Below are 21852 nucleotides of genomic sequence, written 5' to 3' on the forward strand. Positions count from 1 at the left end.
GTGGCGGGCAATTCGCAGCGACGCGGCGCGATTCGCAAGGCCGGCACCAAGAAGGGGCCGACCGTCGGCTCCGGCGGTGTCCGGCGTCGTGGTCTGGAGGGCCGTGGTGCCACCCCTCCGGCGCACCTGCGCCCCAATCATCCGGCCGCCAAGCGGGCCAACAAGGTCGCCAAGCAGCAGCAGGGCCGACCGAAAAAGACCGACGACACCGAGATCGTGCTGGGCCGCAACCCGGTGCTGGAATGCCTGCGCGCCGGTGTGCCCGCAACCGCCCTCTATGTCGCACTCGGCGCCGACGCCGATGAGCGGCTGACCGAATCCGTCACCCGCGCAGCCGATTCCGGCATCCCGATTCTCGAGGTTCCGCGCACCGACCTGGACCGGCTGAGCACCAACGGGTTGCATCAGGGCATCGCGTTGCAGGTCCCGCCCTACATCTACGCCCACCCCGACGACATGCTGCGCGCGGCCACACAGGATTCGGCTCCCGCACTGCTGGTGGCACTGGACAACATCTCCGATCCCCGGAACCTGGGCGCGATCGTGCGGTCGGTGGCGGCGTTCGGAGGCCACGGTGTGGTGATCCCGCAGCGCCGCTCGGCGTCGGTCACCGCTGTCGCGTGGCGCACCAGTGCAGGCGCCGCGGCCCGGCTTCCGGTGGCCCGTGCCACGAATCTCAATCGGACACTGAAGGATTGGGCCGACGGTGGTCTGCAGGTGATCGGACTGGACGCGGGGGGTGACACCACCCTCGACGAGCTCGATGCCAGGGGTCCTGTGGTGGTCGTCGTCGGTTCAGAAGGCAAAGGACTGTCGCGGCTGGTGCGGGAACACTGCGATGCGGTGGTCTCGATTCCGATGGCCGGGCCCACCGAGTCGCTGAACGCGTCGGTGGCCGCCGGTGTGGTGCTGGCCGAGATCGCCCGGCAGCGCCGCAGCTGAACTCTGGGTGACATCTCGGTGCGCAGCACCTTCTACGGCTGATCGCGGCTAACGTCGATGGTGTGCGTACCCTCGCCGCGTTGGCGGCTCTGATGTTCGCCCTGTCCTCGGCTCCCGAAGCGTACGCGGAGCCAGGGGAGTTCGACTTGCAGTCACACCGCGGCGGCCGCGGTGAGACCACCGAAGAGTCGCTGCGCGCCTTCGCCAAATCGCTGGAGCTCGGCGTCAGCACACTCGAACTCGACATCGTGATCTCCGCCGACGGCCAGCCGATGGTGTGGCACGACCCGGTGATCCAAGCCGACAAGTGCTCCGACACCGCCCCGGCCTTCCCCGGTGATCCGCAGTACCCGTACGTCGGCAAGCTCGTGGTCGACCTGACCGCCGCGCAACTGCGCACCCTGGACTGCGGCAAGCTGCTGCCGGCCTACCCGAATGCCGAAGTGGTGCACGGTAATCGAATCGCCACCCTGCCGGAGGTGTTCGCGCTGGCGGATTCCTACGGTGCCGACGTGCGTTACAACATCGAGACCAAGGTCGAGGCGGACAAGCCCGAGAACTCGGCCCCGCCACAGCAATTCGTCGACGTCATCCTGGCCGCGGTGCGTGCCGCGGGCAAGACCGGCCAGGTCGAGATCCAGAGTTTCGACTGGCGCACCCTGCCGATGGTGCGTGCCGCCGAACCGTCGATCCCGCTGGTCGCCCTCTGGGACGACACCACCTGGGTGCCGGGCTCGCCGTGGCTGGGTGGTATCGATCCCGCGCAGGCAGACAACGACCCGGTGTACGCGGCGATGCAGGCCGGTGCGAACATCTTGTCGCCCAACTACGCACTGGTGGATCCTGCACTCGTCGAACGCGCACATGGCCACGACCTCACGGTGGTCCCGTGGACCGTCAACGACGCGGACGAGATGCGTGCCCAGATCGCGATGGGAGTCGACGGCATCATCACCGACTACCCGACCTTGTTGCGTCAGGTGATGAGCGAGCTGGGCTTGCCGCTGCCGCGCGCGTACCAACGAATCAGCTGACGCCCAGGAGTTCCACCCCGGCCCACAGCGCCACCACCGCCGCGACCAGCGTCACGGGCACCGTGAGCAGACCGAGCAGGCTGAACTCGACGGCGTTGGTGGCGGCGCCGCGGCTGGTCAGAACCCGCCGCCACAGCAGGTTGGACAGCGACCCGACATAGGTCAGGTTGGGCCCGATGTTGACACCGATCAGGACTGCCAGCACCGCGGCGGGTCCGGCCGCCGCCACCAGCGGCAGCAGCACCAGCACCGCGGGCAGATTGTTCACCAGATTGGCCAGCACGGCGGCGACGGCGGCGTATCCGAGAAGTGCAACCAGACCGGTACCCGACGGGAGCACCCGATCCATCGCCGACTCCAAGCCGGCATCCGTCACTGCCTTGACCACCACGCCCAGCGCCAGCACGAACGCCAGGAACGGCACGTTCGCCGATTGCGCGATGCCGGCCACGGTACTGCGTTTCTGGGCCAGGCTGCGGATACCGAGGACCAGAACTCCGGCCAGCGCCGCCCACACCGGGTCCACGCCCAGGAAGGAGGTGCCGGCGAAACCGGCCAGTGTCAGCGCCAGCACCACGAGGACGAAGACCGGCTGCTCGGGTTTCTCGACGGGCGCACCGTCCGCGACGGGCGCCAGGTCCCTGCGGAAGACGAAACGCAAGATCACGTATTCCGCGGCGATGGCCACCAGCCACGGCGCGGCCATCAACGCGGTGAACTCGACGAACGACAGATCCAGCATGGCGAAGGCAAGCAGGTTGGTCAGGTTGGACACCGGCAGCAGCAGCGACGCCGTGTTGGACAGGTGGGCCGTCGCGTAGGCGTGGGGGCGGGCGGGCACCCGCAGCGTGGCGGCGGTGGCCAGCACCACCGGGGTCAGGAGGACCACCGTCGCGTCCAGTGACAACACCGCGGTGGTGGCGGCGGCCAGGACGAAGACCTGGCGCAGCAGCCGCGGCGGCGCCCCGGCGCTGGCGCGGGCCATCAGCGCACCGAACGACTGGAACAGCCCTTCGTCATCGCAGAGCTTCGCAAGCACCAGCACCGCGGCCAGAAAGGCGACCACTGGCAGTAATCGCTCGATCTCGGCTCGGGCGTCGTCCATGGACACGGCACCGATCGCGACGAGAAACAGCGCGGCAGGCACAGCGGCCATCGCTTCGGGCCAACCTCTCGGTCGCGCGATGGCGAAGCCGAGGACGGCAGCAAGCAGCGCCAGGGAAACGATCAGCGTGATGGTCAAGCCCAGGGGTCCTCGCGCCGCCACACCGTGGGCAGGAACAACGACACCCCGTCGGCGTCGGCGAAGCGCTGTAGCACGCGCATCGAGTTGTCCAGATCGTCGGCCGCAAAGGGCAACGCCCGCAACGGCTTCGACAGGGGCCGGAAGAAATCGTCCCAGTGGATACCGATGACCGTGCGCGCGCCGACGGCACGGACCGTGTGCTCCCAGTACTCGCGCAGGTACGACTCGGGCAGGACGCCGAGCTGGCCGAGCCCCAGGTAGGCCACTTCGGCACGACGGCCCGCCAGTGCGCCGGGAACGTAACCGGCGCTGCCCTGGATCAACAGCCGGCGATCGGTGGGCCGGTGCCACAGCAGCAGCGACCAGGCCTCACCGCACCGGTACGCCGACGCCCGCGCCGGCGTCGTCACCGGAGAGGTGATGGCGCCGGGAAAGCGGTCCGGAGGGCAGTGGTGGGAGGCGATGAGCGTCACCTCGTGAGGACCGAGGTCGATCGGCGCTGCGGACGTCGCCACCTGGATGCGGTGCTCGGGCAGCCCGTGGCCACGGCCGATGTTGGCCGCTGATTCGCCACCGATCAGCACGGCTCCGGTGCGTTCGGCGACGGCGGCACTGTCGAGCGCGTGGTCGAAGTGGGTGTGTACCGGTATCACCGCAGCCAGCCGAGTGATCCCGGCCCGGGCCAGGCAGCCGTCGATGCGCGGTGCCGAGGGCGCGAGGCGGCCGAGTCCGACCTTGGCCAAGCTGGGCCGGCTGAAGAATCCGTCGGTGAGCAGAGCCGATTCACCGTCGTCTACCAGCAGCGTCGACACGCCCATCCAGGTGACCGTCACCGGTGACTGTGCTGATGCTGCCGGTACGGCGAACTTCGCGGCGTGCCGCGAGATTTCGGGTCGGCCGGGGCGTAGTCGCACCAGACGACTCTACGGCTGAGGGTCAGTAGGCATAGGGATCGGGCGGCGGGAATCACATCAGGTCCATGCGAACGTCGGGCGTCCGCTACACGAAGGGCGTCAGCGCCACCCCGGCCGAGGTCAGGCGGTCGCGCACCGCACGGGCGATCTGTACCGCACCGGGTGAGTCGCCGTGCACACACACCGATTCGACGTCAACGGTGATGCGGCGGCCGTCGATGGCGTCCACCTCGCCGCTGTCGACCATGTCCGCAACCCGCTGGGCGATCGCCTCCGGGTCGTGCAGTACCGCGCCCGGCTCGCGTCGGGAGACCAGCCTGCCCTCCGGGGTGTAGGCGCGGTCGGCGAAGGCTTCGGCGACGGTGCGCAGACCCAGCCGCTGCGCCTCGTCGAAGAACGCCGAACCGGCCAGGCCGAGCACCGGCAGGCGGGGATCGACAGCATGCACCGCCGCTGCCACGGCCCGCGCCTGGGCGCGGTGGCCGGCGATCGAGTTGTACAGGGCGCCATGTGGTTTGACGTAGCTGACGCGAGATCCGGCCACGCGGGCCAGCGCGTCGAGTGCGCCGATCTGGTAGATGACTTCAGCGGTCAGATCGGCCGCTTCGACGTCGATGAACCGTCGGCCGAAGCCGGCGAGATCTCGGTAGCTCACCTGGGCGCCGATCCGAACGCCGCGATCAGCCGCAGCGCGACATGTCCGGGCCAGCCTGGCGGGGTCACCGGCATGGAAACCGCAGGCGACATTGGCGCTTGTCACCACGTCCAGCATGGCGTCGTCGTCGCCGAGTTCCCAGATTCCGAAGCCTTCGCCGAGGTCGGCGTTCAGGTCTATGGCGGCCATGCCCCTAGGGTAGGGCCACGCAGGTGTCGCACTCGTCGGCCAGCTCACGATCGTGGGTGGCCAGCACCACTGTGCGGCCGGCTTCGACCAGCTCGCGGATCCCCTTCATCACCTGCATCCTGGACTCGGCGTCCATACCGGTGGTCGGCTCGTCCAGGACTGTGATGGGAGCCTGCTGGGCGAATGCCTGGGCCACCAGGGTCCTTTGGCGCTGACCGCCGGAGAGTTCACCGATGCGGCGCTGACGCAGGTCGTCGAGACCGAGGCGGCCAATCCAGTGATCGACGATGCGGTGGTCGTCGGCTTTCATTCGTTTCAGCAGCCCGAGCTTGCGCCACCGGCCCATGGACACCACCTCCGCGACCGTGATCGGGAAGTTCTCGGCAACCTGGCTGTGCTGCGGCGCCAATGCCACCTCCCGCGCGCCATCGAGGTCGATCGTGCCGCGCGCCGGCCGCAGGATGCCCGCTATCAGGCTGAGCACCGTCGATTTGCCAGAACCGTTCGGGCCGACGATCGCGCAGATCGAACCGCCTGGGATGTGCGTCGTGAAATCGGTGAGAACACGAACATCGTTGTATCCGAACGACACTGACGTCAGCGTCACCGCATTGCTGTACATGCACAACACCTAATTGGTAATGATTATCATTGGCGGTTACAGTCTAGCCCGTGCTGGACTGGCTGACCGAACCGTTCGAATCCACCCTCGTCAGGCACGCGCTGGTAGCCGGTCTGGTGGTCACACTGATCTGTGCGATCGTCGGCACCTGGGTGGTGTTGCGCGGTGCGGCCTTCCTCGGTGACGCGATGGCGCACGGTGTGCTGCCCGGGGTGGCGCTGGCGTCGATGGTCGGCGGCAACATCGTGTTCGGAGCCATGGTCGCAGCGCTGGCCATGGCCTACGGCGTCTCGGCGCTCGGTTCGTCGAAACGCTTTTCGGCCGACACCAGCATCGGGCTCCTGCTGGTCGGCATGCTCGCACTGGGCGTCATCGTGGTGTCGCACTCCCGAAGCTTCGCCACCGATCTGACCGCGCTGCTCTTCGGCGACGTGCTGGCCGCCACCACTGCCGACCTGATCGGACTGACGCTGGCGCTGGTGTGCATCGCGACGGTGGCTTTTATGGGCCGACGCGCCTTCGTAGCCGCCACCTTCGACGTTCGCAAAGCGGCCACCCTCGGTCTGCGGCCCCGCATGGCGGTGGCGGCGCTGACCGTACTGATGGCAGCGGCCATCGTGGCGTCATTCCAGGTGGTCGGAACGCTGCTGATGCTCGGACTCTTGGTGGCACCACCGGCGGCCGCGCTGGTGTGGGCCCGCAGCGTACCCGCGATCATGGCGGGTGCCGCACTCATCGGATCCGCCTCTGTGGCAATCGGTCTGGTGGTCTCGTGGCACGCCTCCACCGCGGGCGGGGCCACCATCGCGATCACCGCGGTGGCGTTGTTCTTCGTCTCTTTGTCAGTCAAGGCGCTGTCGACGCGTTTGCGGTCGACGGCGGTGGTGGCGGTGGCCGCCGCGACTGTGGTCGGTTGCGCAGCCGAAGAGCAGCCGCCCACGTCCTCACCGGCGATGGCGACCGAAGGCGCCGAGCACAACAAGTCCTCACCCGATGTCATCGAGCTCGCCGACGCGCCCACGCGCCTGATCGTCGTCGATTCCGGCACCGGGGCTACCGAAGTCCTCGACGCCTTGGATGGAACCGGAGTCACGATCGGGGAATTCGGACCGGTGCGCGGCCTTCTCGGCGACGGCCGGTACGGATACCTGGTCGGCGAGAACGGCACCACCATCATCGATTCCGGCGCCTGGACCTACTACCACGGCGACCACAATCACTACTACGCCAAGCCACCGTGGACGGCGGGGAACAGCGACTTCGGCGCGGTGGAGATCACGGCCGACGACGGTGTGGTGGCACTGCACGCACCGGAGGAACCGCCCACGCTGCTTGACCGTAAAGCCCTGGCGGAAGGTCGAATCGAATCGCCGGAGGCCGCGCCGGATCTGGCGGGCGCCCGTGTCGTGGCGCCCTATGGCGGCGCACTGGTGGTGGCAGGGGACACCGGTGAGCTCCACGTGGTCGACGACCAGGGCGACGTGACGGTGTTGCCGGTGCCGTGCGCCGACGCCGGGGGCGCGACGGCCACCCGCAGTGCTGTCGTGCTCACCTGTCGCGACGGAGCGGTCCGCGTCGTCGCGGCCGGTACGCCTGAAGCGACGGCCATTCCCTTCCCCGCGGGCGAACGCCCGGTGCTGGGCCCGCTGGAGAACCGGGGGCGGGAGGGCACCCTGGTGGGCCGCGACGGGGACCAGGTGTGGCTGCTCGACAGCACGAAGCGGACCTGGGAGGTGGTGTCGGTGCCGGGCGCCGTTGCGGCGACGTCCGCCGGTGATGGTCAGGTGTTGGCACTCACCGGGGACGGTTCGCTGCGGGTGTTCGACATGACCACCGGCACGCAGACCGCTGATCTGGCTCTGTTCGCTGACGGACTTCCAGCCGGTACCCCGACTCCGGTGATCGACGTGGACACCGACCGTGCCTACATCAATGATGCTGCCGCGCAGGTGGTCTACGAGGTCGACTATCGCGACGGGCTGCGGTTGGCGCGGACCCTTCGCACTGCGGTGACGCCGGATCTGATGGTGGAGACGGGCCGATGAGGCGCTGGTGGGCCGCGTTGGCGGCAGTGGCGCTGGTCGTGGCCGGGTGCGCAGACGACTCCTCGCAGGCCGGTGAAGCCCATATCGTCGTGACGACGAACATCCTCGGTGACGTGGTGAGCAATGTCGTCGGGGACACCGCAGACGTCACCGTGTTGATGAAACGCAATGCCGACCCGCATTCGTTCGAATTGTCCGCCCAGGAGGCCGACTCGGTTTCCCGCGCCGATCTGATCATCTACAACGGACTCGGACTCGAAGAGGGTGTACAGCACCACGTCGACGCCGCCGCGAAGCGAGGGGTGCCGGCGCTGGCGGTGGGGGAGCATGCCGACGCAATCTCGTTCTCCGAAGGCGATTCCGCGGGTGCGCCGGATCCGCACTTCTGGATGGATCCCTTGCGGATGATCGCGGGAGTCGACGCCATGGAAGCGTCCTTGGTCGAGCACCTTCCGCAGAGTGCGGAGCAGATCTCGGCCAACGCCGAGGCGTACCGGGGGCAGGTGCGTGAGTTGGCGACGACGATGGCGCAACGCTTCTCGGCGCTTCCGGCAGACCGTCGCGCACTGGTGACCAACCATCACGTGCTCGGCTACCTGGCGCAGCGGTATGGGCTCGAGGTGGTGGGCGCCGTCGTTCCCAGCGGCACGACGCTGGCTTCACCGGCGCCGTCGGATCTCGAATCGCTGGCCGGAGCCATCCGGGAAGCCGGTGTCACAACCATTTTCGTCGATACGTCGCAGCCTGACCGGCTGGCCAGGGCCCTTGCTTCACAGTCCGGCCTCGACGTCGACGTGGTGTCGCTGTACAGCGAATCGCTGGACGAACCCGGCTCTGAGGCCGGCACCTATCTCGACATGATGGCCACCAATACCGACACCATCATCGCCGGCCTGTCCTGAAACAGGCTGCTTCACAATGAAAAAGGAGAATTGATGTCACCACTGAAACCCCTTTCCCTCGTCTCGGGGGCGGTCCTCACCGCGCTCGTGGCCACCGCATGCGGTGGCGGCGACAGCGCCGAGCAGACGTCGGAGACGCCGGCTGCCGGGGCCACCTCGTCGGCGGCGCCCGCCGAGGTCACCGTCAACGAGCCGGTGGCGGTGACCTACGACGGTGGCATCGCCGTGCTGGATGGCGAGACCCTGGAGGTCAAGGCCGACGTCCCATTGGAAGGCTTCCTGCGGATCAACCCCGCCGGCGACGACAGTCATGTCATGGTCTCCACCGGTGAGGGCTTCCAGGTGCTCGACGCCACGACAGGCACCCTCACCGACATCGCTTTCCCGGCACCGGAACCCGGGCACGTGGTGGTGCACGGGGAGAACACCGTGCTCTTCGCCGACGGTACCGGCGAGGCGACGATCTTCGATCCGCACGACCTGTCGGCCGGCGGTACGCCGCCAACCGAGAAGTTCACTGCGACGGCGGCGCATCACGGCGTCGCGGTCGTGCTCGCCGACGGCACCCGGCTGATCAGTGAGGGCACCGAGGACGGGCGGACCGGCGCGATCGCGATGGACGCCAGTGGCAAGGAGATCGCCCGCACCGAGGACTGCCCGGGCCTGCACGGTGAGACCGTGGTCGCCGACGAGGCCGTCGTGTTCGGTTGCGAGAACGGTCCGGTCGTCTTCAAGTCCGGCGCCTTCACGAAGATCCCGAGCCCGGATCCCTACGGCCGCACCGGAAACATCAAGGGACATCCGGACTCGCCGGTCGCGCTCACCGACTACAAGGTGGACCCGGATGCGGAGTTGGAACGGCCCAACCAGTTCGCCCTCGTCGACACCACGACGAACCAACTGAGGTTGGTACCCATGCCCCAGGGCGTCAGCTACTCGTTCAGGTCATTGGCCCGCGGTCCGCACGCCGAAGCGCTGATGCTCGGCACCGACGGCAAGTTGCATGTGTTCGATCCGGCGACCGCCCAGAACATCCGCAGCATCGACGTGGTGACGCCGTGGACCGAACCCGACGAGTGGCAGCAACCCCAACCCACCGTGTTCGTCCGCGGCCACGACGTCTACGTCACCGACCCCGCGGCCAAGGAGATCAAAGTCGTCGACATCGAGACCGGCGAGGTGAAGCAGACCGGAACACTGCCGAACACCCCCAATGAGCTCAACGGGCCTGTCGGCCACGAGCACTGACCGATGCGCGAGACGCCCAGCGCTGCCCGTGCAGCGCTGGGCGTTCTGGCGCGACCAGTCGCCTGAACCAGGTGTCAGTGCGAATGGCTGTGCGTGACTCCCCATTCCGGAAGTGGGTCGGGATAGCCGGCCCACCCGGCCGGACCCTGGACGACTTCGTCGTCGGTCAGCAGTGCCCAGCGCAGTAGTTCGTCGACGCGCACACGATCCAGCCGTAGGCCGATCAGCACGATCTCCTGGCCCGGGCTGATGTCTGTGGTGGACCAGAACTGTGCCGGTTCGATGACGAGATTCGGACCGGCCTGTGACCAGATGGCCGCGATGTCCGCCCGGCTGGCGATCCAGCAGAAACCCTTGCTGCGCAACACCCCTCGAAGCTGGCCGAGGATCTCGGCCAGCCGTTGTGGGTGGAAGGGCCGGTCGGCGCGGAATGTCATCGACCCGATGCCGTACTCCTCGGTTTCCGGGGTGTGGCCGTCGGCGATCTCCTCGTCCCAGCCGGGCGCTTCCGCCGCCGCGATGGGGTCGTAGCGGCCGGTGGACAGGACCTCGCTCAGCTCGACCACACCATGATCGGTGCGCAGCAGGGTCGCCCGCGGGTTGAGCCGACGGACCACCGTCTCGACCGCGCCCACATGCGCCGGGCTCACCAGGTCCGTCTTGTTGAGCAGGATCACGTCGGCGAACTCCACCTGGTCCATCAGGAGATCGGCGACACTGCGGGCGTCGCCGTCGCCCGCGCTGAGGTCTCGTTCGGCCAACGTCTGCCCGCGCACGACCTCGGGCAGGAACGTCGAGCAGTCCACCACGGTGACCATCGTGTCCAGCCGCGCCAGGTCGCCCAGCCGGAACCCGTCGTCGAACTCCCACTCGAACGTCGCCGCCACCGGCATGGGTTCGGAGATTCCGGTGGATTCGATGACCAGCTGATCGAACCGGTGTTGCCGGGCCAGCGCGCCGACGGTCTCCACCAGGTCTTCGCGCAACGTGCAGCAGATGCAACCGTTGGTCAGCTCCACCAGCTTCTCCTCGGTCCTGTCGAGGTGGCCCTGGCCGGCGATCAGCGCGGCATCGATGTTGATCTCGCTCATGTCGTTGACGATCACCGCGACGCGACGGCCGTCACGGTTGGCGAGGATGTGGTTGAGCAGGGTGGTCTTTCCGGCACCCAGGAATCCGGACAGGACGGTGACGGGCAGAAGGTCGGGAAAGGTCATCCCTTAATGATAATCATTACCAATAACGACCTTCGGTTAGGCGACCTCTACTGCAAACGGTTATCGTTACCGGCATGGCATCTCTGAGGGCGGCGCGCGCCGGTCTTCTCGCGGTCGCGGTCCTGGCCGCACCCTTCGCTCTGGCGGCATGCTCCGGCAGCGCCGACTCCGGCGACACCACCGGAACCTCCGCGCAGGCAGCCGCCGGCGACTGCCCCGTCACCCCGCTCGAGGTCGTCGTCAGCGTCGATCAGTGGGGCGACATCGTGAGCGATCTGGGTGGCGCCTGCGCCAACGTGAAAACCGTGCTCGCATCCTCGTCGGTGGACCCGCACGACTACGAGCCGTCCCCCTCGGATGCCGCGACCTTCGAAGGCGCCCAACTGGTGGTCGTCAACGGCGGCCACTACGACGAGTGGGCGACCAAACTGGCGTCGACATCGGCACCCGATGCACCCGTGGTGGCCGCGCTGCAATCGTCCGAGGAAGACCACGCTCACGAAGGCGGAGATCACGACCACGCAGACAGCGGAGTCAACCCGCACGCGTGGTACAGCCCGACGGCAGTGACGGCGCTGGCCGACGCGGTCACCGCCGAGCTCGGCAAGCTCGCGCCCGACGCGGCCGACTACTTCGACACCCGTCGCGAGGACTTCACCACCGCGCTGCAGCCCTACACCGACACCATCGAGAAGCTCAAGGCCGAATCGAACGGAAAACGTTACGCGGCAACCGAAAGCGTCTTCGATGACATGGCGGCCGCGACCGGCCTGACCAATGTCACGCCCCAGGGTTATCAGGCCTCCTCGGCCAATGAGACCGACCCGTCCCCGGCCGACCTCGACGCCTTCCTGCGTCTGCTCGGCGACAAGGGCGCCGATGTCTTGATCTACAACACCCAGACCGAGGGCTCGGTGCCCGATCAGCTCCGGGCCGCCGCGGAAAGCGCGGGCATCCCGGTGGTCGAAGTCACCGAAACCGTGCCGCCGGGCGCCGATTCGTTCGAAGCTTGGCAGGTGCAACAACTCGACGCACTCGCCAAGGCCCTCGGTGTCGGGGTCTGACACCCCCGCGCTGTCCTTCGCGGATGTCAGCGTGGTCCGTGGCGGCCGGCTCATCTGGTCGGAAGGGACCTTCGACATACCCGCCGGCGGCATCACCGCGGTCATCGGATCGAACGGCTCGGGCAAGACCACCCTGCTCCAGGTGGTGCTGGGCCTGCTGCGGGTGGCCTCCGGCACCGTGCGTGTGCTCGGCCGTCCGGCGGGCCAGGCGACCGACCTGATCGGCTATGTCCCGCAGAACTACGCCGCAGCGGCCGGGAACGCGGTGCGTGCGTCCGACGCGGTGATGCTGGGCCTGATCGGTAACCGTTGGGGTTTCGCGCGTCCGACGGCCGACCAGCGGCACCGGGTGATGGAGACCCTCGCCGCGGTCGGGGCCGCCGACTTCGCCGGTCGCAGACTCTCCGAGCTCTCCGGGGGCCAGCGACAACGTGTTGCGATTGCCGAGGCGCTGGTCAGCCATCCGCAGCTGCTGATCCTCGACGAGCCCCTGGCTGCCATCGACCTGCGCAACCAGCGCGAGATCGTCCGGCTGCTCGGCCGGATCCGCGACGAATTCGGTGTCACCATCCTGGTGGTGGCACACGATCTCAACCCGCTGCTCGGTGTGCTCGACAGTGCCATCTACCTGCTGGACGGGCACGCCCACTTCGACATGATGGACGAAGTGGTGGACGAAGAACTGCTCAGTCACCTGTATGGCACCTCCATCCAGGTGGTGCACACGCCCCAGGGTGAGCTGTACATGAGGAGCGTGTAGGTGACCACACAGGTGATCGCGCTTGGCTACCAGGAGAACTGGTGGCAGATCCTCACCTCGGCGTTCATGCGCAACGCGCTGATCGGCGGCACCCTCGTGGCGCTGGCCGCGGGTCTGATCGGGTACTTCATCGTCGTCCGGAACACGGCTTTCGCCGCACATGCCCTGGCGCACATCGGCTTTCCCGGCGCCACCGGCGCCGTCCTGCTCGGCGTGCCCGTGACCCTGGGGCTCGGGGTGTTCTGTATCGGCGGTGCGCTCGTCATCGGTGCGCTGGGCAAGAAGGCCGACGAACGGGAGATCGCCACCGGTACCGTGCTGGCGGCGGCCACCGGTCTGGGTCTGTTCTTCAGCTCGCAGGCGACCAAGAGCAGCAGCACCGTCACCAACGTGTTGTTCGGCAATCTGCTGGCGGTGACCCACGAGCAGCTCGTGATCTTCGCGGTGCTCGTCGCCGTCCTGGCGGTCACCATCGCGGCGATCTTCCGGCCGTTGTTGTTCGCGTCGGTCAACGCCGAGGTGGCCGAAGCCAAGGGCGTGCCGGTGCGGGCGTTGTCGATCGTCTTCATGGCCCTGCTGGGCCTGGCCATCACCATGGCGGTTCAGGCGGTCGGCACCCTGCTGCTGTTCGCGCTCGTGGTCACCCCGGCTGCCACCGCGATCATGCTGACGGCCCGGCCCGTCCTGGCGATGCTGGTGTCCACTGCCTTGTCGCTGCTGGCCGTCTGGGCCGGTCTGGTGGTGTCCTCGATCTTCGATCTTCCGCCGAGCTTCGTCATCGTCACCATCGTCTGCCTGGTTTGGCTGGGGGTGTGGTCGGTGGCGCAGCGCACCGGCGCGGTGCCGAAGAGCGAGCCCGCCGGACACATGAACTAACCTCACAGAGCATGTCCAGAAGTCCGGCTCCGCGCAGGCGGGCCACTCTGGCTTCGCTGGCCGCCGAGCTCAAGGTCTCGCGCACCACGATCTCCAATGCCTACAACCGCCCGGACCAGCTGTCGTCCGATTTGCGGGAGCGGATCTTCGCCACCGCCAAGCGACTGGGGTACGCCGGTCCCGACCCGGTGGCGCGGTCACTGCGCACCCGTAAAGCGGGAGCGGTCGGGTTGGTCATCATCGAACCGCTGACCTATTCCTTCAGCGATCCCGCCGCGCTGAACTTCGTCGCCGGGCTGGCGGAATCGTGTGAAGAGGTGGGGCAGGGGCTGCTGCTGGTCGCGGTCAGCCCCAGCCGCAGTGTGGCCGAGGGGGCCAGCGCGGTGTTGTCGGCCGGAGTGGACGGCTTCGTGGTCTACTCCGCCGCCGATGACGACCCGTACCTGCAGTCGGTGCTGGACCGACGGCTGCCGGTGGTACTGGTCGATCAGCCTCGCGACGTCCCTGGGACGTCGCTGGTGTGTATCGACGACCGCGCCGCCATGCGCGAGATGGCCGATTACGTGATCGGGCTCGGACACCGGGAGATCGGTCTGCTGACGATGCGGCTCGGCCGGGAACCCGGCAAAGCCGACAGCCTGGTCGCCGTTGCGGAACGGGATCGGCTGGCCGACAAGCTCTTTCACGTGCAATGCGAGCGAATCGGCGGGGTGCAGGACGCCATGACGGCGGCCGGGCTCGATCCGGACAATCTGACGGTCATCGAGAGCTATGAACACGGTCCGACGTCCGGCGGCGCCGCGGCCGAGCTGGCACTGCAACGCAATCCGCGCATCACCGCGTTGATGTGCACCGCCGACGTGCTGGCGCTGTCGGCGATGGATTACCTGAGGGCCCGCGGTATCTACGTACCCGGACAGGTCACCGTCACCGGGTTCGACGGCATCCCCGAAGCCGTCAAACGCGGGCTGGCCACCGTGTCGCAGCCGAGCTTCGAAAAGGGCAGGCGGGCAGGGGCTTTGCTACACAATCCGCCACGGGATGGGTTGCCGGTGATCGACGTGTTGCCCACCGAGCTGATCCGTGGCCGCACCGCCGGCCCGCCCGGCTAGCGGCGTCGGCTCAGCAGGAACTCCAGCGCGGCCGCCACGTCCTCGGGGGTGGACACGCGGTGAGTGGCAGCGGTGTCACCGGGACCGACCTTGACCCCCACATCGCCGCCGCGCAGGCGCCGGAACGCTTTCTCGTCGGTCACGTCGTCGCCGAAGAACACCACGGCGTCGGCGGTGTCGCGGTCGCGCAGGATGTCGAGCGCTTCCCCCTTGTCGGTGGTGATCACCGCGAATTCCAGGACGGCCTTGCCCTCGGTCTGCTGCGCGCTCCAGCCGGTTCCCGCCGCACGCGCAGCGGCCAGCGCGGCCTCCCCGTCGGCCGGGGCGGCATTGCGCACATGGAGGGCGACGCTGGCGGGCTTGGGTTCCACCGTGACGCCCGGATGGCGCGCCGCGATGGCCGTCAGCTCATCGGTGATGGTCTGCAGCAGCGCGGTGTCGATCTCATGGCCGAAACCGGTCTCGAATTCCGCGCCGTGACTGCCGACCAGGTGGACCGCGCCGGTCAGACCGGACAGCGTGCCCAGATCCGCCAGGGCCCGGCCGGAGATCAGAGCCGCCGACGTCGCCGGCAGCGTGGCCAGTTCACGCAGGGCATCGGCAGCCGCGGGCAGCGGACGGGCGTCACCAGGATGGTTGACGATCGGCGCCAGGGTGCCGTCGAAGTCGCAAGCGACGAGCAGTCGGGGAACCCGCGCCACCCGGGTCAGGGCAGCGGTGAGGTCTTCGGGGAGGCTCACCGGGTCAGATCTTCGGGTGCTCTCCGTCACCGATCAGCAGTCGCACCGCCAGGTCCAGGCGTTTGCTCACGTCGGTAGCGGATGCGCGTCGTGTCAACCAGGCCAGCAGATTCGACAGCCACACATCGGAGATCACGCGGGCGATGTGGAACTGGTCTTCACTGGGTTCACCGTCGGCCATCGCGCGGGCGAACATCGAGTCGATGATCTTCTCCACGTGATCAACTTCACCTGCGGCGGACGCGTCGGCGAACACGTAGGCGCGGGTCATCGCCTCGGTGAGCAGCGGGTTGCGCTGCATCGCGCGGTTCAGCTTGCTCACCATGAAGTTGAGCCGCTCGTAGGGGCTGCCGCCGGCGACCGGGCTGCGGTCGGTCTTGGCGTCGATGCGCTCGAACTCCCGCCCCAGGGCAGAGACCAGCAGGTGCACCTTCGACGGGAAGTACCGGTACAGCGTGCCCACGGCCACGTCGGCGCGGTCGGCGACGGCCCGCATCTGCACGGCCTCGTAACCGCCCTTGGAGGCGATCGCCATGGTGGCGTCGAGGATGCGTTTACGGCGCTCGCGCTGCGCTTCGGATCCGAGTTCCGACTCGGACAGGACTGCCACCGTCAGAACCTCACGCGGTTGTGCCGCGGACTTCTGGTCCGCTTTCGCCTGAACTGACGCGGTTTGCGCTGGCATAGAGGCCTGGGACATGCGGCCGACAGCTCCTTCTTCTCACGTATCGATTGAAACGATACGCATCGCGGACTTGAAATTCTCACCCCCGCGCCCCCGAGACATCCGTGAGAGTCGTCTGTGTACTGCTGCAACAGTGGTCGACTTGACGTGCGATCACTGGCACTATTAGAACACGTTCTAGTGGGCCGCACCGGTCAACTGCTGCGAAACCAAGGAGTGTGCGGTGTCTGGAGTTTCTGGCGCGGGAGCGGCCGAACAGTTAGCTGCGCGGGAGCTTGTGCGTAGCTGGGCGGCCAGTTCCGGCGCCATCGCGGCCATCCGTGACATCGAGCAGGGCAAGCCGGACGCGTGGCGGCCGGTGTTCGCCGGCCTGACGGAACTGGGGCTGTTCAGCGTGGCGGTTCCGGAAGAGGCCGGTGGTGCCGGCGGCAGCATCGGTGACCTGTGCGCCATGATCGACGAAGCTGCTGCCGCGCTGGTACCCGGTCCCGTCGCCCCGACGGCGGTGGCCACCCTGGTGGTCGAGGACGCAACGCTGCTGGAAGCCCTGGCCGGCGGCGACCGTGCCGCCGCACTGGCCTTGACGGCCGACCTCACGCTGGAGGACGGCACCGTCTCCGGCAGCGTCGACCACGTGCTCGGCGCGGACGCCGACGCCGTGCTGCTGGTGCCCGCCGGGAGCCAGTGGGTCCTGGTGGACGCGCGCGCGGGCGGGGTGGACGTCGAGTTGCTGACGCCCACCGACTTCTCCCGCCAACTCGGCCGGGTCACGCTGACATCGGCTCCGGCCACCCCGCTGTCGGTCTCGGCCACCCGGTTTCGCGACCTGGTTGCCACGGTGTTCGCCGCCGAGGCGGCGGGCATCGCGCGCTACGCGCTGACCACAGCGACCGAGTACGCCAAAGTGCGGGAACAGTTCGGCAAGCCGATCGGCAGCTTCCAGGCCGTCAAGCACATCTGCGCCGAGATGCTGCTGCGCTCCGAGCAAGCTGCCATCACCGCGTCCGACGCCGCGCGTGCCGCGGACGAGGCCGATCACGACCAGCTCGCCATTGCCGCGGCCGTGGCCGCCACCACGTGCATCGATGCCGCCATCCGCAACACCAAGGACTGCATCCAGGTCCTCGGCGGGATCGGTTTCACCTGGGAGCACGACGCGCATCTGTACTTCCGCCGGGCCTACGCCATCGGCCAGTTGCTGGGCGGGCGCGCGGCGTGGTCGCGGCGGGTCGCCGAGTTGACCACCGCCGGGGTGCGCCGCCGGCTCGGCATCGATCTCAGCGACGTCGAGGATCAGCGGCCCGGTATCGCGGCCGAGGTCGCCGAGATCGCCGCCCTGCCCGTCGAACAACGTCAGGCCGCCCTGGCCGAGGCGGGCCTCTACGCGCCGCACTGGCCCAAGCCGTTCGGCCGCGAAGCCTCGCCCGCGGTGCAGCTGCTGATCGACGAGGAGCTGGCCTCGGCGGACGTGGACCGCCCGGACATCTCGATCGGCTGGTGGGCCGCGCCCACCATCCTCGAGCACGGCACCCCTGAGCAGATCGAGCGGTTCATCCCGGGCACGCTGTCCGGGGAGATCTACTGGTGTCAGCTGTTCTCCGAGCCGGGCGCCGGTTCCGACTTGGCCGCACTGCGCACCAAAGCCGTTCGCGCCGAGGGTGGTTGGCTGCTCACCGGACAAAAGGTGTGGACTTCCAACGCGCAGAAGGCGAATTGGGCGGTGTGTCTGGCCAGAACGAACCCGGACGCCCCGAAGCACAAGGGCATCACCTACTTCGTCGTGGACATGAGCGCTCCCGGCCTGCTGATCCGGCCGTTGCGGGAGATCACCGGCGAGGCACTGTTCAACGAGGTGTTCCTCGATGACGTGTTCGTACCCGATGAACTGGTCATCGGTCCGGTCGACGGCGGGTGGCCGCTGGCCCGCACCACGCTGGCCAATGAACGTGTGGCGATGGGCGGCGGTGGCAAGCTCGACAAGGGCATGGAAGATCTGATCGGTGCCGTCGGCGATCTCGAACTGGATGTGGCCGAACAGGATTCGTTGGGACAGTTGATCGTTGCCGCGCAGATCGGGTCGCTGCTCGATCAGCGGATCGCCGAGATGGCGGTCGGGGGTAGGGATCCGGGTGCGCAGTCCAGTGTGCGCAAGCTCGTCGGCGTGCGGTACCGGCAAGCGCTGGCCGAACGGGTCATGGAGCTGACCCCCGGCGGCGGGTTAGTCGACAATCCCGAGGTGCGGTACTTCCTCAACACCCGCTGCCTGACCATCGCCGGTGGCACCGAACAGATTCTGTTGACCGTCGCCGGCGAGCGTCTGCTGGGGCTGCCGCGGTAACCTCTGGCACCCTATGCTCACACGATGCCGACCAGTGGGGGCAGTGCCACGCCACGGATGAGTCTTCGTGACCGCAATCGCCAGCAGACACGCGAAGCGATCCTGCGAGCCGCTCAGCTGCTGATGACACGCGACGGCGCCGCGGGCACGTCCATGGTGGAGGTCGCCGAGCTCGCCGGTGTCTCCGACACGACCGTCTTCAACTATTTCAAGACCAAATCCGACCTGCTCGACGCCGTGGTCGCCGAACTGGCCAGCGCCACCAACCTGGCGACGCTGCTGGCGACGCGGCCCACCGACGAAGGTCCGTTCACCGCGCTGCTCAACCTGATTCGCGACGGCGCCGACAGTGGCGCCGTGTTCGAGGCTGCCGAGACGGTGCGCTTTCTCACGGCCGTCCGATCCGATCCGGCACTGTGGGGTTCGTATCTGCGCATCAACCACGACACCGGAGAGACGCTCGCGGCTTTGTACGCCGACCGCGCCCCGGACTGGTCGGCCCTGCAGGCACGAATGGCCGCCCACGCGACGGTGGCGGCGCTGTCGGTCCTGCTTTCGGAGGTCACCGAGGAGTGGACGACGGCCGACATCGCCGAGCGTCTGGACGAGGTGTTCGTGCGGCTGGAGCGAGCCTGGCCGAAGTGAAACGCAAAACTTTGGGTGTTGACAAATAATTTGGGTCGACACAAACTTGGGCTGTCACCTCGATGGGAGGAGCCCCGTGATCGATCTGCGCACCGACAACCCCGCCGCCCTGCACTGGCAGGTGCAACGCTCCGCCGAGGCGGTGGCCGCACTGCACGCGGTCAACGGCTTCGCCGGCCTCGAAGCCTCGGTTCTGCGGTACTCGGACGCCGCGAGCAGGTGGACGCCGATCCGGGCCGGCCGATTCTGGTTTCAGCTGGCGCGCCTGGACTCCACCGCGGAACTGCCCGCGATCACTGTCCGTGACGCCGTCGACGGCCGACCGCTGATCCTGGTCGATCCGAATGGCCATATCGCAGCCGATGGGTTGCCGATCTCTCTGGGGTGGGTATCACCGTCGCCGGACGGTGCGGTGGTGGCCTACTCGATCACCGCCCAGGGCGCCGAGGTCAACGAGGTCTTCCTGGTGGACGTGGCCAGCGGTGAGCGCTTGCCCGACCAGGTGCCGTGGAACGTCTGCTTCGAGCCCTCATGGCTGCCTGATGGTTCAGGATTCTGGTGTGCCACAAGGGATGTCACAGCTGACACCGTGCGGATGCCGATTCGCCGGTTCATCCTCGGGGAGCCGGCATCGGACTGGGCGGCCCCGCTGCCGGAGGACCTGTCGTTTCCCGTTCCCAAGGTCTCCAAGGACGGTCACTACGTCGCCGTCGTCACCGGCAACACCGAGGTGCGTGTCGACCATCTCATCACCAAAGATCTTCAGGTGATGCGTGTGTTCGAAGGGGTGCCCGGCGTTTTCCGCTGTGTCATCGCCGACGAGATGATCTACGCGCTCACCGACAACGACGCGCCGCGCAACCGCATCGTGCGCGTCCCGCTCGGCACCTCCGGCGATCCAGGTACCTGGTCGGAGCTGCTCGCCGAAAGTGCGCACACCGTGCTCGATTTCGAGATCTTCGGCGACACGATGGTAGTGGCGAGCCTACGTGAGTGCAGCGCGGCGATCGACGTCATCGACCTGTCCACCGGCGAGCGCACCGAAGTGCCGTTGCCCGGACGGGGCGGGGTGGGAGCGGTAACCGAGCGGGCCGCTCACCCGGCCCTGCCGGCGTTCGCGCGTGGTACCGACGAGCTGACGTTCCTGTACTCCGACCTCGCCACCTCGCCGGGGATCTACCGCTACCAACTCGGCGATCGACGGCTGGAATGCCTGGAGGCCCCGGCGTTGGTCCTGGAGAACATGACCGTCCGCTACCTCACCGCGGTCTCCGCGGACGGCGTTGAGATCCCGGCACACGTCATCCATCGCGCCGACCTCGACTTGACCCGGCCGAACCCGACGTTCCTGACCGGCTACGGCGGTTTCCGTCTGGCGAATCCGCCCGCGTACGTCAACGGCCATGCCGCCTGGCTGGAGGCCGGCGGTATCTACGTTCTGGCACATCTGCGCGGCGGCGGTGAGTACGGTGCCGATTGGTGGCGTGCCGGTCACCGCGATCAGAAACAGAACACCTTCAACGACTTCTACGCTGTGGCCGAGAAACTCATCGAGCTGGGCTGGACCAGCAGTGAGCACCTCGCGATCTACGGCGCCAGCAACGGCGGCCTGCTCACCGCGGTCGCGTTGACGCAGCGCCCCGACCTGTGGGCCGCGGTGGTGTCGGATGTGCCGATCACCGACCTGGTCAACATGGACCGCTCTGCACTGACCTACGCCATCGGTCGCGACGAGTACGGCGACCCGAGGATCCCCGCGGAGCGGAGCTGGATGGAGGCCATCGACCCGGTGGTCAACGCACAACCTGCCGACTACCCGCCGACGTTGGTGATCGCCGGCGCCAACGACCCGCGCTGCCCGGCCGGCCATGCGCGGTTACTCGTCGACAAGCTCGACAGTGTGCACTCCGGCGACGCGCCGATCCTGCTGCGGGTGCACGCCGATCAGGGCCACGGTGCGCAGGGGGCCATCGAGTCCGCCCGGCGGCTCACCGAAATCCTCGCGTTCTGTGCGACGCACACGGGGCTCGAGCTGCGCTTCTAGAACGAAGTCTGGCCGCACGCCCCGCGGGTGGTGACGTTGTGCCCGCCGTAGACGACCTGGATCTGGGAGCAGACGATGAAGTCGGCAGCGGTGTTGGGCCGGCCGGTCTTCCAATCGGTGGGCACCGAACTGCCGTCCACGCGGAACCGCTCCAGTGGCCCACCGCCGAAATAGGTCACCGAGATCTCGACACCGCTCGGGTTCTTCAGCATCCGGGACAGAACGTTGTTGTGGTTGGCGCCCTTGGTCTCTCGTGGCATTCCGGCCGGAGCGCTGTACTCGGCTTCCTGCCAGACATTGCGATCGTTGCTGCGCAGGGTGATGGTCTGCCGGGCCCAGAAGTCGCCGGGAAATCCCGTTGGCCCGGTGGGTGTCATCAGGTTGGCCTGGGTGTCGAAGTAACACCTGGCTTCGGCGGGCACGCAGTTGGCGTTGACATGCATTTCCACCTGAGTTGCCGCGTCGACCGGGAAGGACGACATCCCCGAATCGGAGGCGGCGCCGGCCGACGCGGGCTGCGCGAGCATGACCGCAGCAAGCGCCGCGGGAATCGCCAAGAGCCGCTTCATCTGCA

20 protein-coding genes are annotated in these 21852 nt (G+C 67.8%); 12 read left to right on the forward strand and 8 right to left on the reverse strand.

All coding sequences use genetic code 11. The features are described 5' to 3' along the window. Together rlmB and NL241_RS02730 are read left to right on the forward strand one after the other, a co-directional pair. On the forward strand, positions 1-942 hold the full coding sequence (gene rlmB, locus NL241_RS02725; RefSeq protein WP_487696035.1) for a 23S rRNA (guanosine(2251)-2'-O)-methyltransferase RlmB: 942 nt from the start codon (positions 1-3) through the stop codon (positions 940-942). A 62-nt stretch (positions 943-1004) separates the two neighbouring features. Beyond that, a complete protein-coding gene (locus tag NL241_RS02730) occupies positions 1005-1976 on the forward strand; it encodes a glycerophosphodiester phosphodiesterase (protein WP_487696034.1) in 972 nt (323 codons plus the stop codon). Here the strand turns inward: NL241_RS02730 and NL241_RS02735 are convergent. The 4 genes from NL241_RS02735 to aztA form a co-directional block, all read right to left on the reverse strand. Further along, positions 1969-3213: an SLC13 family permease gene (locus tag NL241_RS02735; protein ID WP_494398229.1), complete on the reverse strand. Its 1245-nt coding sequence runs from the start codon at positions 3211-3213 to the stop codon at positions 1969-1971. The genes NL241_RS02730 and NL241_RS02735 overlap by 8 nt on opposite strands. Positions 3214-3215: 2 nt before the next feature. Then, positions 3216-4136 carry an MBL fold metallo-hydrolase gene (locus tag NL241_RS02740; protein ID WP_487696033.1) on the reverse strand — a complete coding sequence of 307 codons (921 nt, stop codon included), beginning with the start codon at positions 4134-4136 and terminating at the stop codon, positions 3216-3218. Positions 4137-4221: 85 nt separating this feature from the next. Then, positions 4222-4980: a LamB/YcsF family protein gene (locus tag NL241_RS02745; RefSeq protein WP_494396694.1), complete on the reverse strand. Its 759-nt coding sequence runs from the start codon at positions 4978-4980 to the stop codon at positions 4222-4224. 4 nt (positions 4981-4984) lie between these two features. Then, positions 4985-5602, reverse strand: coding sequence for a zinc ABC transporter ATP-binding protein AztA (gene aztA / locus NL241_RS02750; RefSeq protein ID WP_494396695.1), 618 nt, complete (start codon positions 5600-5602; stop codon positions 4985-4987). A gap of 50 nt (positions 5603-5652) precedes the next feature. Here aztA and aztB point away from each other — a divergent pair, with 50 nt between their 5' ends. The 3 genes from aztB to aztD are packed head-to-tail and all read left to right on the forward strand — an operon-like array spanning position 5653 to position 9797. Further along, entirely contained in the window at positions 5653-7647 is a 1995-nt protein-coding gene (aztB, locus tag NL241_RS02755) for a zinc ABC transporter permease AztB (protein ID WP_494396696.1), read from the forward strand. Beyond that, entirely contained in the window at positions 7644-8549 is a 906-nt protein-coding gene (aztC, locus tag NL241_RS02760) for a zinc ABC transporter substrate-binding protein AztC (RefSeq protein ID WP_494396697.1), read from the forward strand. Before aztB ends, aztC begins: the two co-directional genes overlap by 4 nt. A gap of 33 nt (positions 8550-8582) precedes the next feature. After that, entirely contained in the window at positions 8583-9797 is a 1215-nt protein-coding gene (gene aztD / locus NL241_RS02765) for a zinc metallochaperone AztD (RefSeq protein ID WP_494396698.1), read from the forward strand. Between the two features lie 74 nt (positions 9798-9871). Here aztD and NL241_RS02770 read toward each other — a convergent pair whose 3' ends face one another. Then, positions 9872-11014 (reverse strand): GTP-binding protein, encoded by a 1143-nt coding sequence (locus NL241_RS02770; protein ID WP_494396699.1) that lies wholly within the window; start codon positions 11012-11014, stop codon positions 9872-9874. A gap of 74 nt (positions 11015-11088) precedes the next feature. On the opposite strand from NL241_RS02770, the gene NL241_RS02775 reads away from it, so the two are divergent. From NL241_RS02775 to NL241_RS02790, 4 genes are read left to right on the forward strand one after another with little or no spacing between them, the layout of a single operon-like run. Continuing rightward, positions 11089-12078, forward strand: a complete 990-nt coding sequence (locus NL241_RS02775; protein ID WP_494396700.1) for a metal ABC transporter solute-binding protein, Zn/Mn family — start codon at positions 11089-11091, stop codon at positions 12076-12078. Then, positions 12065-12838, forward strand: coding sequence for a metal ABC transporter ATP-binding protein (locus NL241_RS02780; RefSeq protein WP_487696025.1), 774 nt, complete (start codon positions 12065-12067; stop codon positions 12836-12838). Before NL241_RS02775 ends, NL241_RS02780 begins: the two co-directional genes overlap by 14 nt. Continuing rightward, entirely contained in the window at positions 12839-13714 is an 876-nt protein-coding gene (locus NL241_RS02785; protein WP_487696024.1) for a metal ABC transporter permease, read from the forward strand. Between the two features lie 11 nt (positions 13715-13725). Then, a complete protein-coding gene (locus NL241_RS02790) occupies positions 13726-14826 on the forward strand; it encodes an Rv3575c family transcriptional regulator (protein ID WP_494396701.1) in 1101 nt (366 codons plus the stop codon). On the opposite strand, the gene otsB is transcribed toward NL241_RS02790, so the two are convergent. Next, positions 14823-15566 (reverse strand): trehalose-phosphatase, encoded by a 744-nt coding sequence (gene otsB, locus NL241_RS02795; protein WP_487696022.1) that lies wholly within the window; start codon positions 15564-15566, stop codon positions 14823-14825. The two genes, NL241_RS02790 and otsB, sit on opposite strands and share 4 nt — an antisense overlap. Before the next feature lie 4 nt (positions 15567-15570). Beyond that, positions 15571-16251: a cholesterol catabolism transcriptional regulator KstR gene (gene kstR, locus NL241_RS02800; RefSeq protein WP_494398230.1), complete on the reverse strand. Its 681-nt coding sequence runs from the start codon at positions 16249-16251 to the stop codon at positions 15571-15573. A gap of 223 nt (positions 16252-16474) precedes the next feature. Between kstR and NL241_RS02805 the strand changes: the two genes are divergently transcribed. The 3 genes from NL241_RS02805 to NL241_RS02815 all read left to right on the forward strand — a co-directional run bounded on the left by NL241_RS02805 (position 16475) and on the right by NL241_RS02815 (position 21278). Beyond that, on the forward strand, positions 16475-18589 hold the full coding sequence (locus NL241_RS02805) for an acyl-CoA dehydrogenase family protein (protein ID WP_494396702.1): 2115 nt from the start codon (positions 16475-16477) through the stop codon (positions 18587-18589). Between the two features lie 24 nt (positions 18590-18613). Continuing rightward, entirely contained in the window at positions 18614-19234 is a 621-nt protein-coding gene (locus NL241_RS02810; RefSeq protein ID WP_487696019.1) for a TetR/AcrR family transcriptional regulator, read from the forward strand. A gap of 76 nt (positions 19235-19310) precedes the next feature. Then, positions 19311-21278: a prolyl oligopeptidase family serine peptidase gene (locus NL241_RS02815; RefSeq protein ID WP_494396703.1), complete on the forward strand. Its 1968-nt coding sequence runs from the start codon at positions 19311-19313 to the stop codon at positions 21276-21278. Here the strand turns inward: NL241_RS02815 and NL241_RS02820 are convergent. Beyond that, positions 21275-21847, reverse strand: coding sequence for a hypothetical protein (locus NL241_RS02820; protein WP_487696017.1), 573 nt, complete (start codon positions 21845-21847; stop codon positions 21275-21277). The genes NL241_RS02815 and NL241_RS02820 overlap by 4 nt on opposite strands. Positions 21848-21852 lie beyond the last annotated feature (5 nt).

Source organism: Mycolicibacterium sp. SMGY-1XX (assembly GCF_059132455.1).

What these genes read in the sequence shown, in the direction of transcription:
- NL241_RS02745 (WP_494396694.1), bottom strand. Translation starts at nt 4,980, where the DNA reads ATGGCCGCCATAGACCTGAACGCCGACCTCGGCGAAGGCTTCGGAATC.
- aztA (WP_494396695.1), bottom strand. Translation starts at nt 5,602, where the DNA reads ATGTACAGCAATGCGGTGACGCTGACGTCAGTGTCGTTCGGATACAAC.
- aztC (WP_494396697.1), top strand. Translation starts at nt 7,644, where the DNA reads ATGAGGCGCTGGTGGGCCGCGTTGGCGGCAGTGGCGCTGGTCGTGGCC.
- aztD (WP_494396698.1), top strand. Translation starts at nt 8,583, where the DNA reads ATGTCACCACTGAAACCCCTTTCCCTCGTCTCGGGGGCGGTCCTCACC.
- NL241_RS02770 (WP_494396699.1), bottom strand. Translation starts at nt 11,014, where the DNA reads ATGACCTTTCCCGACCTTCTGCCCGTCACCGTCCTGTCCGGATTCCTG.
- NL241_RS02775 (WP_494396700.1), top strand. Translation starts at nt 11,089, where the DNA reads ATGGCATCTCTGAGGGCGGCGCGCGCCGGTCTTCTCGCGGTCGCGGTC.
- NL241_RS02790 (WP_494396701.1), top strand. Translation starts at nt 13,726, where the DNA reads ATGTCCAGAAGTCCGGCTCCGCGCAGGCGGGCCACTCTGGCTTCGCTG.
- kstR (WP_494398230.1), bottom strand. Translation starts at nt 16,251, where the DNA reads ATGCCAGCGCAAACCGCGTCAGTTCAGGCGAAAGCGGACCAGAAGTCC.
- NL241_RS02810 (WP_487696019.1), top strand. Translation starts at nt 18,614, where the DNA reads ATGCCGACCAGTGGGGGCAGTGCCACGCCACGGATGAGTCTTCGTGAC.
- NL241_RS02820 (WP_487696017.1), bottom strand. Translation starts at nt 21,847, where the DNA reads ATGAAGCGGCTCTTGGCGATTCCCGCGGCGCTTGCTGCGGTCATGCTC.